This is a genomic window from Streptomyces sp. NPDC005752 (assembly GCF_040630715.1).
In the GTDB taxonomy this organism is placed as follows: Bacteria; Actinomycetota; Actinomycetes; order Streptomycetales; family Streptomycetaceae; genus Streptomyces.
Window position 1 is genome coordinate 60,758 of record NZ_JBEXYB010000039.1, and the last position, 14,970, is coordinate 75,727.

Annotated in this window: 16 protein-coding genes and 1 pseudogene; 11 read left to right on the forward strand and 6 right to left on the reverse strand. The window is 70.4% G+C overall.

Annotated features, from left to right (window positions below; all coding sequences use genetic code 11):
- Nucleotides 1-66 precede the first annotated feature (66 nt).
- Nucleotides 67-975, reverse strand: coding sequence for an alpha/beta hydrolase (locus tag ABZ441_RS27785; protein ID WP_358979080.1), 909 nt, complete (start codon nt 973-975; stop codon nt 67-69).
- A 548-nt stretch (nt 976-1,523) separates the two neighbouring features.
- Between ABZ441_RS27785 and ABZ441_RS27790 the strand changes: the two genes are divergently transcribed.
- Together ABZ441_RS27790 and ABZ441_RS27795 are read left to right on the forward strand one after the other, a co-directional pair.
- Nucleotides 1,524-2,201: an adenylate kinase gene (locus tag ABZ441_RS27790; RefSeq protein WP_358979082.1), complete on the forward strand. Its 678-nt coding sequence runs from the start codon at nt 1,524-1,526 to the stop codon at nt 2,199-2,201.
- Between the two features lie 209 nt (nt 2,202-2,410).
- Complete coding sequence (locus tag ABZ441_RS27795) at nt 2,411-2,866, forward strand: transposase (RefSeq protein ID WP_358979117.1); 456 nt, start codon at nt 2,411-2,413, stop codon at nt 2,864-2,866.
- Here ABZ441_RS27795 and ABZ441_RS27800 read toward each other — a convergent pair.
- The gene (locus tag ABZ441_RS27800) at nt 2,774-3,970 is read right to left on the reverse strand and encodes an MBL fold metallo-hydrolase (protein ID WP_358979084.1); all 1,197 of its coding nucleotides are present in this window, start codon (nt 3,968-3,970) and stop codon (nt 2,774-2,776) included. The genes ABZ441_RS27795 and ABZ441_RS27800 overlap by 93 nt on opposite strands.
- Nucleotides 3,971-4,090: 120 nt before the next feature.
- Nucleotides 4,091-4,531, reverse strand: coding sequence for a PPOX class F420-dependent oxidoreductase (locus tag ABZ441_RS27805; RefSeq protein WP_358979086.1), 441 nt, complete (start codon nt 4,529-4,531; stop codon nt 4,091-4,093).
- A gap of 154 nt (nt 4,532-4,685) precedes the next feature.
- Here ABZ441_RS27805 and ABZ441_RS27810 point away from each other — a divergent pair, with 154 nt between their 5' ends.
- Entirely contained in the window at nt 4,686-5,885 is a 1,200-nt protein-coding gene (locus ABZ441_RS27810) for a Glu/Leu/Phe/Val dehydrogenase dimerization domain-containing protein (RefSeq protein ID WP_358979088.1), read from the forward strand.
- A 52-nt stretch (nt 5,886-5,937) separates the two neighbouring features.
- Nucleotides 5,938-6,549 carry a TetR/AcrR family transcriptional regulator gene (locus ABZ441_RS27815; RefSeq protein ID WP_358979091.1) on the forward strand — a complete coding sequence of 204 codons (612 nt, stop codon included), beginning with the start codon at nt 5,938-5,940 and terminating at the stop codon, nt 6,547-6,549.
- A 66-nt stretch (nt 6,550-6,615) separates the two neighbouring features.
- Here ABZ441_RS27815 and ABZ441_RS27820 read toward each other — a convergent pair whose 3' ends face one another.
- Nucleotides 6,616-7,617, reverse strand: a complete 1,002-nt coding sequence (locus ABZ441_RS27820) for a DUF6745 domain-containing protein (RefSeq protein ID WP_358979093.1) — start codon at nt 7,615-7,617, stop codon at nt 6,616-6,618.
- 82 nt (nt 7,618-7,699) lie between these two features.
- Complete coding sequence (locus ABZ441_RS27825) at nt 7,700-8,026, reverse strand: hypothetical protein (RefSeq protein ID WP_358979095.1); 327 nt, start codon at nt 8,024-8,026, stop codon at nt 7,700-7,702.
- A gap of 235 nt (nt 8,027-8,261) precedes the next feature.
- On the opposite strand from ABZ441_RS27825, the gene ABZ441_RS27830 reads away from it, so the two are divergent.
- From ABZ441_RS27830 to ABZ441_RS27855, 6 genes are all read left to right on the forward strand, one after another.
- Entirely contained in the window at nt 8,262-9,221 is a 960-nt protein-coding gene (locus tag ABZ441_RS27830; protein ID WP_358979097.1) for an STM4015 family protein, read from the forward strand.
- A 7-nt stretch (nt 9,222-9,228) separates the two neighbouring features.
- Nucleotides 9,229-9,459, forward strand: coding sequence for a hypothetical protein (locus ABZ441_RS27835; protein ID WP_358979099.1), 231 nt, complete (start codon nt 9,229-9,231; stop codon nt 9,457-9,459).
- Complete coding sequence (locus ABZ441_RS27840; RefSeq protein ID WP_358979103.1) at nt 9,440-10,648, forward strand: STM4014 family protein; 1,209 nt, start codon at nt 9,440-9,442, stop codon at nt 10,646-10,648. The genes ABZ441_RS27835 and ABZ441_RS27840 overlap by 20 nt, the downstream gene beginning before the upstream one ends.
- Nucleotides 10,649-10,718: 70 nt before the next feature.
- Entirely contained in the window at nt 10,719-11,531 is an 813-nt protein-coding gene (locus ABZ441_RS27845; RefSeq protein ID WP_358979119.1) for an STM4013/SEN3800 family hydrolase, read from the forward strand.
- A complete protein-coding gene (locus ABZ441_RS27850; protein ID WP_358979106.1) occupies nt 11,528-12,925 on the forward strand; it encodes an STM4012 family radical SAM protein in 1,398 nt (465 codons plus the stop codon). The genes ABZ441_RS27845 and ABZ441_RS27850 overlap by 4 nt, the downstream gene beginning before the upstream one ends.
- A 14-nt stretch (nt 12,926-12,939) precedes the next feature.
- The gene (locus ABZ441_RS27855) at nt 12,940-13,905 is read left to right on the forward strand and encodes an STM4011 family radical SAM protein (RefSeq protein ID WP_358979121.1); all 966 of its coding nucleotides are present in this window, start codon (nt 12,940-12,942) and stop codon (nt 13,903-13,905) included.
- Nucleotides 13,906-13,951: 46 nt separating this feature from the next.
- On the opposite strand, the gene ABZ441_RS27860 is transcribed toward ABZ441_RS27855, so the two are convergent.
- Nucleotides 13,952-14,779 carry an SGNH/GDSL hydrolase family protein gene (locus ABZ441_RS27860; protein ID WP_358979108.1) on the reverse strand — a complete coding sequence of 276 codons (828 nt, stop codon included), beginning with the start codon at nt 14,777-14,779 and terminating at the stop codon, nt 13,952-13,954.
- Nucleotides 14,780-14,877: 98 nt separating this feature from the next.
- Between ABZ441_RS27860 and ABZ441_RS27865 the strand changes: the two are divergent.
- Nucleotides 14,878-14,970: pseudogene (locus tag ABZ441_RS27865) on the forward strand (porphobilinogen synthase); the annotation flags it as partial.

Consider the following 14,970-nt stretch of genomic DNA (forward strand, 5'->3'; position numbering starts at 1 on the left):
CCGTGCCCCGGGGCCGATCATGGTCCCGAGACACGGCGTTTTGCGGGGTCGGGTGGGGGCCGGGAGTCAGGCCGGCTGCCTGTCGGTGAGGTGGGTGCGGAAGAAGCGGGTCACGTGCGCGACGGCGTTGTCGATCTGCTTCGGCGAGTCGTAGTAGTCGAAGTGGTTCCCGTCGGACCAGACGAGCTCCTTGGGGCCCCGGACAACCTCGTGGAGCTTCTTGGCGTTCTCGGGCAGGGCACTGCCGTCGGAGTGCACGACGATCGTCGGCGTGGTGACGGACGGGGCCTGGCCCAGCGCGTCAAGGGTGAGCCAGTTCGTCCACGACGAGACGTCCAGCTCGTTCCTGTACTGGGGAACGTTGCCGCGTGACTCGTTGGTGTAGTAGTCGTAGGCGCCCTCGACGGGGGCGTAGTTCGCCGCGTCCTTGTCGGTCTCGCTGTAGACCGTGATGGCCGTCGCCTCGCCGCTCTCCTCGTACTTCTTCCGGGCCGCGGCCGCCTGTTCACGGCGTGCGGCAAGGCCGTCCTCGCCGTAGGTGTTGGCGAACACGTCCGCGTCGGTGATGAACCCGGCGATCGTCGCCAGACCCTTGAGGCGCGGGTCCTGTGCGGCCAGGTAGACCCCGTTGCTGGCCGACGTGCAGACGCCGACCATGCCCACGGCCTCCACGTAGGGGAGCCCGGTCAAATAGGTAACCGCCGCCTTCAGGTCGGACAGCTTCTCCGCCGGCGACTCGTACTGCCGCGGCTCCCCCTCGCTCTCTCCGTAGTGGGCGTAATCGAAGCTGAGAGCCACGAACCCCTGCCCAGCGAACCTCTCAGCGTAGGTCCCCGCCATCTGCTCCTTGACCGAGGTGAACGACCCCTGCACGATCACGGCCGGGTAGTGGCCGTTCTTGTTGAGGTCGTCCGGGGTGAACAGGTCGCCCACCAGGGTCACACCGTCACGGTCAAAGCTGATCTTGCGCTGCACTCTGCACTCCTCGGTCGGTTACTTCGAGAGTGCCTGCGGTGCCACTTGTCCACAATGGGAAGAATCTTTCCTAGGCATGCACGCGCCGAGTCCTCCGCGAGGCCAGCCCGCCGCCAAACAGCGGTGAGCTCGCGCCGACGCCCTGCTCTGGCCGCCAACCTCGATGCACACAGCCGCCAGCTATAACACTCATCCGCCAACTACAGCGCTCAGTCACACCTGGTCCCGCCACCCCGAAGGGCGGGACGCCAGGCCGCCTGTTCGATTTACGTTCGAGTACTGCATTGAACGACGCCTCATGGCCGCCGTCCCCGGAACGAACGAACTGGGAAGGGCTGGGCGGCGTCAACTGCCTGGGCCGGGTTTCAGGAGTTGCTGGTGTGCTGGGTGGGCCGTCGCGGGAAGGCGATGCTCACTCTGGGGATATCCCCCGCTCCGATCTCCGGGTACACCGGATCGCGCCCTGGTGGGGAACAAAACTAGCGTTCAGTCACGGCTGCGTCCCTGAACTGATCCGGGGCTACGCATGACGAAGGGATACCTCATCGATGCGAATCATCCTGATCGGGCCGCCCGGAGCCGGCAAGGGCACGCAGGCAGTGCGCCTTGCCGCACATCTGTCGATCCAGCACATTTCCACCGGTGATCTGTTCCGCGAGCACATCGACGAGCGCACCGAGCTCGGCCGGAACGCCCGCACGCACATGCGCGCCGGCCTTCTGGTACCGGACGAGGTCACGACCGGGGTGGTCAAAGAGCGCCTCGCCCGCCCGGACACCGAGCGCGGTTTCCTGCTGGACGGCTTCCCTCGCAATCTTGCCCAGGCGCAAGCACTGGCCGGTATTCTGGTCGACTCCAAGCTGAGGCTGGACGTCGTGCTGGGCCTGGACATTTCCGAGGACCAGGTGGTCAGACGGATCGCTGGACGACGTTTGTGCCGACAGGACCGAGAACACATCTTCCACGTCGACTACAGCCCGCCCGACGTGGCAGGAGTCTGCGACCTCTGCGGCGGTGAGCTGTACCAGCGTGGAGACGACCGCGAGACAACCGTCCGTAAGCGACTGGAGGTCTACCGCACCGAGACGGCGCCGGTCGTCGACCACTACCGATCCCAGGGCCTGTTGACCACGATCGCGGCCCACGGCTCTGTCCAGGAGGTCCTGCACCGCGCGCTGGACGCAATCGGCCAAGGTCAGGCCGACGCCGCCGGTACGTCGAACTGATGCCCCCTCCGCCGTGAACGTGCGGGGCTGCCGTCTCTGAAACCGCCGCCGAGGAGCGCACGACCCGCCCGCCCCCACCGCCGCGCCGCCTCGGACCCGTACAGAGCCGAAACGTTGAACGTCTCGCGTCCTGCCGAGATGGTCCCGGTGTGCAAGGGGATATTTCGGATGCCCAGTGGGCGGTGCTGGGACCGCTGTTGCCCGTCGCGGTGTCGGGCAGGCCGTCACCCAGCCGACGGCGGTTCATCGACGGGGTCCGTTGGCGGGTGCGGACTGGTGCTCCGTGGCGGAATCTTCCATCCGAGTACGGTCCCAGGCAAACGGTCCAAGGGCTTCCGTCGCCGGCAGCGTGCTGGTGTCTGGTTGCCGGTCCTGACAGGGCTGCAAGCCGGGTGGATGCCACCGGATCTTCGACCCGCTTGCCCTCGGCGACGGCACCTGGCCGACCCTCCACGGCCACTCCGTTCGCCGGTGGCTCACCATGCGGTCCGACCAGCAGGCTGACAGACCGCGTGGAGGCCCTCCCGCGCAGGCCGGAGCCCCTCAGGCCCCGGGAACGCCCTGCCCTTCCCTCACCGCTCGCCCGCAAGATCGACTTCTTCACGGTGCACCGGTGCCGTATCCGCCTTCTCCGGACGACGCCACGGGCGCGCGACAGACGATGACACCGCACTCCACCAAGCCTCGGAGGGAAGCTTCCCGGACGGTTCGAACGGCTCACCCGGACGGGGGAGCGCCAGCGCCTGCCCCACCTCGTCGGCGACGTCCTTCATCCACTCCCCCGGCTCCGACCATGGGTGTGGGGCGAGGTTGAAGGTGCCCCAGTGGATCGGCAGCAGCGCACCGTGCGGCGTGCCACCCTGGAGGTCCAGGTGCGCCCGCAGGCCCTCGGCCGGTGTCATGTGGATGTCGGGCCAGTACTCCGAATACGCGCCGACCTGGATCATCGTCACGTCGAAGGGGCCGTGCTCGGCACCGATGTCCCGGAAGCCGGAGAAATAGCCGGTGTCCCCGCTGTGGTACACCCGGTGCTCCGGGCCCGCGACGACCCACGACGCCCACAGCGTGTGCTGCTGGTTACGCAGTCCTCGCCCGCAGAAGTGCCGTGCGGGGGTAGCGGTCAGGCTGATGCCCGCGATCTGCGCGGTCTCGTTCCAGTCGAGCTCGTGGATGCGGTCCAGGGGCACGCCCCAGCGCTCGAGGTGGGCGCCCACTCCGAGTGGCACCGCGAAGACCGTGTCCGTCCCCGCCAGCGCCTTGATCGTCGGCAGGTCGAGGTGGTCGTAGTGGTCGTGGGAGATCACGACGGCGTCGACCGGCCCGAGGGAGGCCAGCGGCAGCGGGACGGGGTGCAGCCGCTTGGGGCCGGCGAAGGCGAACGGCGAGCAGCGCTCGCCCCAGACCGGGTCGAACAGCACCCGGCGGCCGTCGATCTCGGTGAGCACGCTGGAATGGCCGAGCCAGGTCACGCGCAGGCCCGTTGCAGGCGGCTCGGCCAGGTCGGCCAGGGTCGTGGCGTGGACGGGCACCGTACCGAGCGGGGATCTGCGGGCGCGTTCCTCCTTGCGGAAGTACACCTTGGCGAATTCGAGCATGGAGCCGGACGGCCTGGTCCGTGCGCCTTCAGGATTCTGGAACACTCCGTCGGCGAAATTGGGCGAGCGGCGGATCCGCTCCATGCGTGCCCCGGCCGGGTCCGCCCCGAAGGCGTCGGGGCGCAGCGAGCGGAGTCGGGTACGGAGCGAGGGCTGATGGTCTGCGCCGGTCACAACATCTCCAGAGGGAGTCGGTCGTCTCATTATGGTCGGGGGCCACGACAGGGCGAGGGCTCCACGGTGAACGGAGCGCGCGCCCGCACTCTCCGGAGCCGCGCCTCGGGGCGTGTCGCTTCAGGCACGCGGCTGGCCGTAGACATGTTCGATCCGCAGGGTCAGGACGACCCTGCGGTCCTGAACCATCGCCCGGCGGTAGTCGTCCCAGTCGGGATGCTCGCCCTGGACATCCCGGTAGAGGGTGACGAGCTGCTCCACGACCGCGTCGTGGGGGTCGGCGGCGGGCGGTGTCAGCTCGGCCGTGACATCGGCGACGGTCCAGGCCCACCGGTCGTCGCTGGTCACGTGGTAGCTCGCCCGCGGGTCCCGTCGGAGGTTGCGGGTCTTGGCCCGGCCCTCCGTGATGGACACCCGGATCACCTCTTCTTCGGGGTAATAGGCGTGGTTCACGTTGGACAGCTGTGGCCGCCCGTCACGCTTGAGGGTGACCAGCACGCCGCCGTCGTACTCCCCGAGGAGCCGGAGCAGCGCCTCACGCGCGGGTTCGAAGTCCGTCATGCCGGATCCAACGTCCGCGCCCTCCCCAGGATTCCGCATTCGGCGGACGGCCATGTCACATCTGGAGTTCCGCCCGCGTTGACAACCGTGCCCTGCCCACCAATACTGACTCGCCGTTCAGTAACCCCATCCGCGTTCTCCAGGAGCGGCCCCCATGACGTCCCTCTCTCCCGCTCCGCTGATCTCACTGACCTGGACGGACCACGTCACCGGCACAGAGGGCTACCTCGTCGTCGACCGGCTGGTGCGCGGTGTGTCGAGCGGGGGGCTGCGGATGAGGGAGGGCTGCAGCCTCGCGGAGGTGGCGGGACTGGCGCGTGGCATGTCGATGAAGGAGGCTCTGCACTTCGACGCCGACAACCCGGGCGCGCGCTACATCCCGCTGGGCGGCGCCAAAGGCGGCATCGACTGCGACCCGCGTGCCCCCGGCGCCTACGGGGTGCTGGTCCGCTTTCTGCGGGCGATGCGTCCCTACGTCGAGCATGTGTGGACGACAGGCGAGGACCTCGGACTCAGTCAGGACCTCGTCGACCGGGCCGCGACGGAGGCCGGGCTGGTCTCCACCGTGCAGGCGGCCTACCCCCTGCTGGACGACGAGACGGGGGCGCGGCGGCGGCTGGCGGAGGCCTTCGCCGTCACGGTCGACGGGATCGGGCTGGACGAGCTGGTCGGCGGGTGCGGGGTGGCGGAATCCGCGCTCGCCGCAATGGACCGGGCGGGTGTGCCGCACGGTGGCGCCCGTGTGTCCCTCCAGGGGTTCGGCACGATGGGCGGGGCGACGGCCCGCTTCCTCTCCCGGGCCGGGCTGACGGTCGTCGCCGTGGCGGACGTCGAGGGGACGATCGGCAACCCGGCCGGCCTGGACGTCGAGGCCCTGCTGGCCGCGCGTGACGCACACGGGACGGTGGACCGTGGGGCGCTCCGCCACGGGGATCGGGAGCTCCCGGCCGATGCCTGGCTGGCCGCCGACGCGGAGGTGCTGGTGCCGGCCGCCGTGTCGTATGCCGTGAACACCGTGAACCAGGCTGCGATCAAGGCCCGTTGGGTGGTCGAAGCGGCCAATATGCCGGTGCTCCCGGAGGCGGAATCACTGCTCGCCGGGCGCGGTGTCACGGTGCTGCCCGATGTGGTCGTCAACTCCGGTACCAACGCGTGGTGGTGGTGGACGTTGTTCGGGGACATCGGGCCCGACGCGGAGGAGGCGTTCGCTCACACCCGCCGCTCCATGCGCGCGCTCACCGACCGCGTCCTTGAACGGGCGGCGGCGGACGGCTGCACGCCGCGGACGGCCGCGCACGCGCTCGTCGCGGACCGTCTGCCGGTGATGGCCGAGCGGTTCGGCTGGTACCGGTAGGCCATCGGGCACGGGGCGCACGCCGGAGCAGCGTGTTGGTTAGGCTGGCCGCGTGACGAGAGTACGACTGAGCGTGGCGGAGCGTCGTGAGGAACTCCTGCGCGCCGCCGTCGAGCAGATCGAGGTCCGGGGCGTTTCCGCGGTCCGGATCGCCGATGTGGCGGCCGTTCTCGGGGTGAGCAATGCCCTGGTGCTCTACCACTTCTCGTCCAAGGAGAAATTGGTGGCCTCCGCGTTCGCCTACGCGGCGGAGGCCGACCTGGCCCATCTGCGGAAGCTGCTGACCCGTCGCACCAGCGCGGTCCGGCGGCTTCGAGCCGCCGTTCGCTGGTACGCGCCGACCGGTCAGGACAAGGGGTGGCGGCTGTGGATCGAGGGCTGGGCGTCCTCCCTGCGTGATCCGGTGCTGCGCGATGTGGCCGGAGATCTCGACCAGCAGTGGAAGGCGGAACTGGCCGAGGTCATCGAGGAGGGTGCTGCGGCGGGTGAGTTCCAGTGCGAGGACCCGATGTCCGTGGCCTGGCGGCTGACGGCCCTTCTGGACGGGCTGGCCGTCCAGATGACGTCGTACGCGGGTCCGCTCTCCCGGGCCACGATGCTGCAGTGGACCGAGGAGGCGCTCGCCCGCGAACTCGGTATGGACCACGCGGCACTGACCGCCTGAGACCTCCTGTGGCCCACAGGCCCATGCACCCGTGCCCGGGACCGACCGAGCGCGGTCTCATGTCCGTCAGGTCTGGCGCACCGGCGCGTAGACCTCGCCCTCGAGCCCGAAGGTCCAGGCGACGCCCTCCTTCGCGGTGCGGGTCCTGGGCGGCACCCGCAGCCAGTAGGTGCGGTGCGTACCGTCGGGCTCGGGGGTGGAGTTGACGACTTCGACCATCACCACGTCCTCGTCCCCCTCCATCGCGATGCGCCAGAGGATTCCGGTCTCGTCCCGGTGCACCGGCTTCGCGCCCGACTCGGCGAGATAGCGGTCGTATCCGTAGTACTCGAGCATCACGCGGCGCAGCTCCGCGTTCTCCTCGGCACGTATCCGCTCAGGAGTCAGGCTCGCCAGGCTGTCCAGGAACTCGACAGGCACGGGCATGCCGCGCCAGGCGTACAGGGCGAAGCCGTCACGGTAGGCGAGGGCAGGCCCGTCCCCCCGGTCGAGCCGTCCCGCCTCGTCGCGGTGAAGTGCCTCAGGCCGCTCGCTGATCACAGCGACGTGCTCGTAGGGCCACCACCAGCCGGCGTTCCTGGCGACCTCGGCCAGTCCGGTCAGCCGGTCGCCACGGCCGTCGAAGGCCGCGAGCCAGGCCGCGTCGTGCTGACCGAGTACCGCGTCCAGCATGAGAAGGCGGACGTCGGACTCGTCCTCGGGCCGCGAGGCGAGTTCGGCAACGATTCCGATGCGTATCCGCTCGGCCAGTGCGGCCGTGGTCTCCCACAACTGGGCGCCGGTGGCGGACCAGAGGGCGGACCAGCCGGCCGGGCCCAGTTCGTCGTAGATCCGGCGCCGTTCCTCCGCCCAGGGACGGGTGCGGACCTCTTCGCGCACCGAGCGTCCCGCGCCAAACAGCTTCTCCACCACCTCGACGGCGGCCTTGGGCGAGTCCGCCCAGATGATGCGCTCCGGCTCCACCAGCCCGGCCCGGCGGTAGGCGAGCCTCACCCCGTCCTCGGCCGCACCCCGGTCGGCCCCGCCCGTCGCCGCCGCCACAGCCCGCCACGCGTTCACATACTGCATCGGTACTCCCCGTCCCCTGTTCCTGTTTCCTGACCGCACATCACCGGACTCCCGGCACCAAGACCCGCACGCGCCGACGGGATCAGTCCGCGACGATACGGACCGCGCCGGGGGCGTACTCACGCTGGCGAACGACACGGAACCATCCCTTCGGCAGCGCTATCGGGGCATGCTCCTCATGGACCACGCGTCCGCCTTCGGGGAGATGGAGCAGCATCGGGCCGAACGGCCCCGCCTCCCGCATCAGCCGGCCCGGCCCCTGCACCGCGTGCGCGTGGCCGGTTACCTCGCCCAGCGCCAGGACCAGCCTCCCCCGCCCGTCGCGCAGTTCACCCGGTGCGTCGAGGAAGCGCGCGGCTACGTCGGACTCCTCGAGTGCGACCATCAGAACGTCACCCTGCCTGTACACAGACGTCTCCCCTCCGTCCCGGCACCCTTCGTGCCGACCACAGGGAGAACGCTACGAGGGGGGTCTGACAACGGCAGCCGGGCCGAGCGGCTCGGTCACGGGCCGGGTTCTGTCACCGAGAGGAGGTTCTCGCGTGCCGGGCGAACCGGCCACCCGGGCCCGGTCACGCGACTGTCAGTGGCACTTGATAAACCTTGCGGACATCAGTCGCCCCCAGTATCAGGAGCTCAGTGCCATGTCCGAAGCGGACCGTCTGCACGAGTTGCTCGGCCTTCCGGCCGTCGATTTCCGGAGCGGGACCGAGGGGACGCCCCGTCCCCCGGCCGCTGCCGCGGCCTGGCGCATCAGCGTCGACCCGTTCAACCCGGACGAAGGAGACCTCAACTGGGAGGAGGCGTTCGACGCCTTCCTCGAAGCCGTCGATCCGTCAGGCGTCGAGGCGCTCATCATCGGGCAGTGGGGTGAGTCCTACGAGGAGACATCGGCCTATCCCATCGGCCTCGTCGTCGCCGCGGCCGACCGGCTGACCTCGCTCAGGGCCGTGTTCGTCGGAGACCTCGTGGTGGAGGAGGCCGAGATCTCGTGGATCGAGCAGTCGGACGTCACCGCGCTGCTCGACGCCTTCCCGGACCTGACCCACCTCGGTGTGCGCGGCGGCACGGATCTGATATTCCCGCCCGTCAAGCACGAGTCCCTGCGGGGGCTCATCGTCGAGAGTGGCGGTCTGCCCGCGGAGGCTGTGCGGGGAATACTGGGCAGTGAACTGCCGGCGCTGGAGCATCTGGAACTCTGGCTCGGCGTCTCCGCGTACGGGGGCGACGCGGTGGTCCCCGATCTGGCACCCCTGCTCACCGGCACCCGCTTCCCACGGCTGCGCCATCTGGGTCTGCGCAACAGCGAGTTGCAGAACGAGATCGCGGCGGCGATCGGCTCGGCCCCGGTCGTGGCGCAGCTCCGCACGCTCGATCTGTCGAACGGCACGCTGGGTGACGAGGGCGCGGCCGCCCTGCTCGAGGGGCAGCCGCTCACCCATCTCACCTCGCTCGACCTGCACCACCACTTCCTCACCGAGCCGATGGAGCGCCGTGTCGCGGAGGCACTGGAGCCACACGGTGTGTCGGTCGACCTGTCCGACCGTAACGAGCCGTGGGACGGCGGTGGCGCCGAGGGCCGTTACACCGCGGTGGCGGAGTGAGCGCGCGATGACCGGCAGCGTCCACTCCCACGGCCCGACGGTCCACTCCCTGCCCCCGCAGATCCGGCCGCTGGCCCGCCTGTCCCCACCGGGCCTGCGTCGCAGCGGCTGTCCGCCCCAGCTCGTCTCCCGTGGCCGGTGGCTGTGCACCCGGGCCGGTGTCCGGGTCGGGCTCGGCCGGACGGACGACAGGGGTCCCGAGGACCACGAGGCCCGTTGTGTCGTCGGCGACGAATAGCGGGCCGCCGCGCCTCGCGGTCGTCGGTGTCCCCGCCAACCGCAGGGTCGGCCTCTTCCAGGACGCCGTGCGCGACGCCGGGCTGCCCGCCGCGCGCACGGTGTCCTGGCTGGAGGTGCTGCGCAACGAGGCGGTCTTCCTTCCGGGGGAGACCGTGCGCATCGACTCGCCCGGTGAGGACGCCGAGGTGGACCGTCTGCTGCGCGGGGGCGACGATCCGACCAGGGTCGAGGGTTCGGCCCGCTGGTACGCCCGCTTCACCTCGGCCGTACAGGAGGTGGCGCGGGCGGCCGGGGCGGCGGGTGCGGTGCTGCTGGACGGCCCCCGGGACATCGCGGTGATGTTCGACAAGCGGCTCTGCCACGGTGTACTGGACGCTTCGGGGGTTCCGGTTCCTGACTCCCCCACTTCGGGCCACGGCGCGGCCCCCGTGCGGGGATGGGCCGACGTGCGCCGGCTGATGGCTGATCACCACATGCCCAGGGTGTTCGTGAAGCCCGCACACGGCTCCTCCGCCTCGGGGGTCATAGCCCTGCAATCGGCCGGCCCGGGCAGGATCCGGGCGGCCACCTCCGTGGAGCGGGACGAGGAAGGCCGGCTGTTCAACTCGCTCCGGGTCCGCGGCTGCACGACGGAAAGCGAAGTGGGGGCCCTCGTCGACGCGCTGGCCCCGGACGGACTGCACATCGAGCGCTGGCTGCCCAAGGCCTCCCAGCGGGGGCGGGCTGCCGACCTACGGGTGGTGGTGGTCGCGGGGCGGGCGACGCATGCCGTCGTGCGCACCAGCCGGTCCCCCATGACCAATCTCCACCTGGGCGGGGCGCGCGGTGACCTGGACGAGGTGCGAGCCGCCGTCGAGACGGCGGGCGGCAGTTGGAAGGCTGCTCTGGCCGTGTGCGAGCGGGCCGCGGCCTGTTTCCCTGACACGCTGTGCGTAGGCGTCGATCTGCTGCCGGCGACCGGTTGGCGGCGTTTCGCCGTGGGCGAGGTGAACGCGTTCGGCGATCTCCTGCCGCGTCTGACCGGTCTGCCGGACAGCGGCGCCGAGGGCCTGGACACGTACGGCGCGCAGGTCGCCGCGATTCTCGCGGCTTCTTCATACGACGGCCGGTCGGGCGACGACCGCCGAAAGACAGGCCGGACCAGTGACGGCCGAGCAAGGAACGACCGTGCCATCGAAGCCATTTGATCCCGCCTATCGCTTCGCGCAGACCCTGCACGACCCGACGGCCCGCGGCGGCGAGGCCTCGGGCCCCGACATGAACGCGGTCGTGGGCAGCCACGATCTGCTGCTCGTCACCCTGGACACCCTGCGGTTCGACGTGGCCGAGGAACTGGCCGCTGCCGGGCGCATCCCGAATCTGGTACGGCACCTCCCCGGCGGAGTCTGGGAGAAACGGCACGCGCCGGGCAGCTTCACCTACGCGTCCCACCAGGCGATCTTCGCCGGTTTCCTGCCGACGCCTGCCGCGCCCGGACCTCATCCACGGCTCTTCGCGGCCCGCTTCGCGGGGAGTGAGTCGACCGCCGACGGCACCTTCGTCCACGAAACACCCGACCTCCTCTCCGGCCTCGCCGCCGTGGGCTATCGCACCGTGTGCATCGGCGGTGTGGGCTTCTTCAACCGCCGCCCACCGCTCGGCTCGGTGCTGCCCGGCATGTTCCAGGAGAGCCACTGGGAGTGGGAGTTCGGTGTGGCTTCTCCGACGTCCTTCGAGGCGCAGGTCTCACGCGCGGAGCGGATCGTCGCGGAACTCCCCGCGGACCAGAGGCTTCTGCTCTTCGTGAACGTGTCCGCACTGCACCAGCCCAACTGGTTCCACCTTCCCGGCGCCACCGCCGACGCGGGTGACTCCAGGGCCACCCACGCCGCGGCCCTGGAGTACGTGGACCGGCACATCGGGCGCCTCTTCGCGGCAGCGAGCAGCCGCCGCAGGTGCTTCGCCATCGTCTGCTCCGATCACGGAACTGCGTACGGCGACGACGGCTACACCGGCCACCGGATCGGTCACGAGGCCGTCTGGACCGTGCCCTATGCCCACTTCTTCCTCGAACCGGGGGCGACCCGATGACCGGCACCACCCACAGCACCGGCCCGTACCGCAGCTACGTGTACGCCTACCCGCACAAGACCGCCTACCGTCCGCTCGACGGCCACCCCGCCGGCCGTCCGCTGCTCAGGGAGCTCTGGGCGGCGGAGCGCAAGGACGCGCTCTCCCTCTACCTCCACATACCGTTCTGCGAGGTCCGCTGCGGCTTCTGCAATCTGTTCACCCGGATCGGCGCCCCCGAGGAGCTGACCACTCGTTATCTGGACGCGCTCGACCGGCAGGCCACTGCGGTCCGGGACGCCCTGGGTGACGACGAGCCGGTGCGCTTCGCCGCCGCGGCGTTCGGCGGCGGCACCCCCACCTTCCTCACCGCCGGTGAGCTGGAGCGCCTCTGCGACATCGCGGAGAAGCGGATGGGCGCCGATCTGAGCGCGGTGCCCCTGTCCGTCGAGACCTCTCCGTCGACGGCGACGGCGGACCGGCTGGCCGTGCTGGCCGCCCGGGGCACCACCCGGATCAGCATCGGTGTGCAGAGCTTCGTGGATGCCGAGGCCAGGGCCGCGGTGCGTCCGCAGCACCGCTCCGCGGTGGAGGCGGCACTCGGCCGGATCCGCGATGCCCGCATCCCGGTCCTCAACATCGACCTGATCTACGGCATCGAGGGTCAGACCTCGGCGAGTTGGCGTACCTCGCTCGACGCAGCCCTGGCCTGGAGCCCGGAGGAGCTGTATCTCTACCCGCTGTACGTCCGCCCCCTGACCGGTCTCGGGCGGCTGGGCACCGGAGCACAGCGGGCGGAGGGCCAGGAACCGGAGGGGCAGGAACCGGAGGGGCAGGACACCGCTTGGGACGAACAGCGGCTGCGTCTGTACCGAGAGGGCCGCGACCATCTGCTGGCCCGTGGCTACGAGCAGGTGTCGATGCGGATGTTCCGCCGCGCGGACGCCCGGCACGCGGGCCCCGACGACTACGCGTGCCAGACCGACGGCATGATCGGACTGGGCTGCGGCGCCCGCTCGTACACCTCTTCCCTCCACTACTCCTTCGACTACGCGGTGGAGATGCGGGAGATCCGGGGCATCATCGACGGCTTCACCACCACGGCGGACTTCTCCAGGGCGGAGGTCGGCCGGTACGTGGACGGCGGGGAGGCGCGCCGACGACACCTCCTGCAGTCGCTCCTCCAGGCCGAGGGTCTGCGGCCCGCCGAGTACCGTGAGCGCTTCGGGACGGATCCGTCCGAGGACTTCCCCGCCGAGCTGGAGCTCTTCCGCGGACGCGGCTGGCTGGACGATCCGGCGGCCCCTGCCCTGCTGCGCCTCTCCCCCGAGGGGCTGGCGCACTCCGACGCCCTGGGCCCGGAGTTGTTCTCCCCCGCGGTGCGGGCCGCGATGGCCGCTTACGAAGCGAAATGAGCGAGCTGGTGAACATGGACCTGACGATCCTCTACCGCGGCCCGCTGGCCTCGTGCGACTACGACTGCCCCTACTGCCCCTTCGCCAAGCGACGGGACACCGGGGAGCAGCTGCGGTCCGACCGTGCCGCCCTGGAGCGGTTCACCACGTGGGCCGCCGCGCAGACCGGCGACCGGCTCTCTGTGCTGTTCACCCCGTGGGGCGAGGGACTGGTGCGGTCCTGGTACCGGAGGGCGCTCGTCGAGCTGTCGCGGCTGCCGCACATCGGCAGGGTCGCCATCCAGACCAACCTCAGCGGCCGGACCGACTGGCTGGCGGACGCGGAGCGCCACAAGGTCGCGCTGTGGTGCACCTACCACCCCGGGCAGACGCCGTACGAGCGCTTCCTCGGCCGGTGTCGGAAGCTGACGGCCCTGGGGGTGCGGTACAGCGTGGGGATCGTCGGGCTCGACGAGCATCTGGAGGAGGCCCGTCGACTGCGCTCCGCGTTGCCGCCCGAGGTGTATCTCTGGGTCAACGCCGCCGAGGGGCGGACCTACACGGATGAGCAGGCGGCCCGCTGGACGGACCTGGACCCGCTGTTCCCGTACAGCAGGCATCCGCACCGCTCGGCCGGGCTGCCCTGCCGGACCGGGGAGTCCGTCGTCTCGGTGGACGGTGACGGGACGGTGCGCCGCTGTCATTTCGTCCGTGCCGAGCTGGGCAATCTGTACGACGGCAGCTACCGGGACTCGCTCGGCCCGCGCAGCTGTCCGCGGGACGTGTGCGACTGCCACATCGGCTATGTGCACCTGGAGACGCTGCCATTGTACGACGTCTTCGCGGGCGGCGTGCTGGAGCGGATACCCACCCGTCCGGTGCGGATACCCGCTCCGGACGGGCTCGCGCCACCCACCCCGGACGGGCTCGCGCCCCCGGCCCCGGACGGGCTGGTGTCCCCGGCCCCCGCCAGGCGCCCCCTGCCCTTCGTGACCCGCTGAGCAGTCGCCGGGGAGTGTCCGGGAGCAGCCGGCAGCCGACGCCCGGTCAGAGCGGCAGGAGGTCGGGGCGCTTGGCCGCGACGTGGTCCCCGGAGGACTCCCCACGCAGCCGGCGGCCGATCCACGGGACGAGATACTCACGCGCCCACTGGATGTCGTCACGCCGCACCTCGAGCGCGCCGCGATGTACCTGCGGGGGCCACACCTGGTCGGGGTCTGCGGGCACGTCGAGGCCGAGGACCTGGGCGGCGCGCAGCGCGACCCGGGTGTGCCCCTCCGCAGAGAGGTGCAGCCGGTCGTTGTCCCAGGCACGCCTGTCCTGCACGGACCGCAGGGACCACAGGTCCAGCACGGGGCAGTCGTAGCGGTCCGCGATGGACCGCACATGAGCGGTGTACATGGCGATCTTGCCCCGCAGGTGCTTCAGCACGGGGATGCCCCGGGTGTCGAAGCCGGTGGTGACCATGACGGTGCCGACCGTCTGTGTCAGCTCCGCGACCGCACGCTCGACTCGCTCCGCCACGTCGTCCGGGTCGGAACCAGGACGGAGGATGTCGTTGCCGCCCGCGCAGAAGCTCACCAGATCCGGTGCCAGCTCCTTGGCGCGGGGGACCTGTTCCTCGACTATCTGGTCGAGGAGGCGTCCTCGTACGGCGAGATTGGCGTAACGGAAGTTCCCGTGCGGGTCGTCCGGGGGGCCGACCACCGCATCCGGGACCGGGAGCTGGTCCGCGAGGAGGACCGCGAACCGGTCCGCCCAGCCGAGGAGCGTCCCGCCGGGGCCGGGGTCTCCGACGCCCTCGGTGAAGCTGTCGCCGATCGCCGCGTACGACCCGATGATGCCTCGTTGTCTGTTTCTCGAATCGTCTGCCACAAGGGCTTATCCTGCACCCTCGAATGTGACCTACGCGACCGTAATAAGGGGTTGACGGGTGGTGAGAAAGACCACCTGGTCAGTTTTTGGTAAAGCCGGAATAAGCCCAGGTCCAGGCGGACGCGGGCGCGCACGTGGTGGGCCCCAGCGGCATGATGGACGGCCAGGTCGGGGTGATCCGCGACGCGCTG

Excerpts from the sequence above, each read along its gene's own strand:
- ABZ441_RS27790 (WP_358979082.1), top strand. The coding sequence starts at position 1,524 with ATGCGAATCATCCTGATCGGGCCGCCCGGAGCCGGCAAGGGCACGCAG.
- ABZ441_RS27805 (WP_358979086.1), bottom strand. The coding sequence starts at position 4,531 with ATGACGGACTTCGAACCCGCGCGTGAGGCGCTGCTCCGGCTCCTCGGG.
- ABZ441_RS27810 (WP_358979088.1), top strand. The coding sequence starts at position 4,686 with ATGACGTCCCTCTCTCCCGCTCCGCTGATCTCACTGACCTGGACGGAC.
- ABZ441_RS27820 (WP_358979093.1), bottom strand. The coding sequence starts at position 7,617 with ATGCAGTATGTGAACGCGTGGCGGGCTGTGGCGGCGGCGACGGGCGGG.
- ABZ441_RS27830 (WP_358979097.1), top strand. The coding sequence starts at position 8,262 with ATGTCCGAAGCGGACCGTCTGCACGAGTTGCTCGGCCTTCCGGCCGTC.
- ABZ441_RS27835 (WP_358979099.1), top strand. The coding sequence starts at position 9,229 with ATGACCGGCAGCGTCCACTCCCACGGCCCGACGGTCCACTCCCTGCCC.
- ABZ441_RS27845 (WP_358979119.1), top strand. The coding sequence starts at position 10,719 with ATGAACGCGGTCGTGGGCAGCCACGATCTGCTGCTCGTCACCCTGGAC.
- ABZ441_RS27850 (WP_358979106.1), top strand. The coding sequence starts at position 11,528 with ATGACCGGCACCACCCACAGCACCGGCCCGTACCGCAGCTACGTGTAC.
- ABZ441_RS27855 (WP_358979121.1), top strand. The coding sequence starts at position 12,940 with ATGGACCTGACGATCCTCTACCGCGGCCCGCTGGCCTCGTGCGACTAC.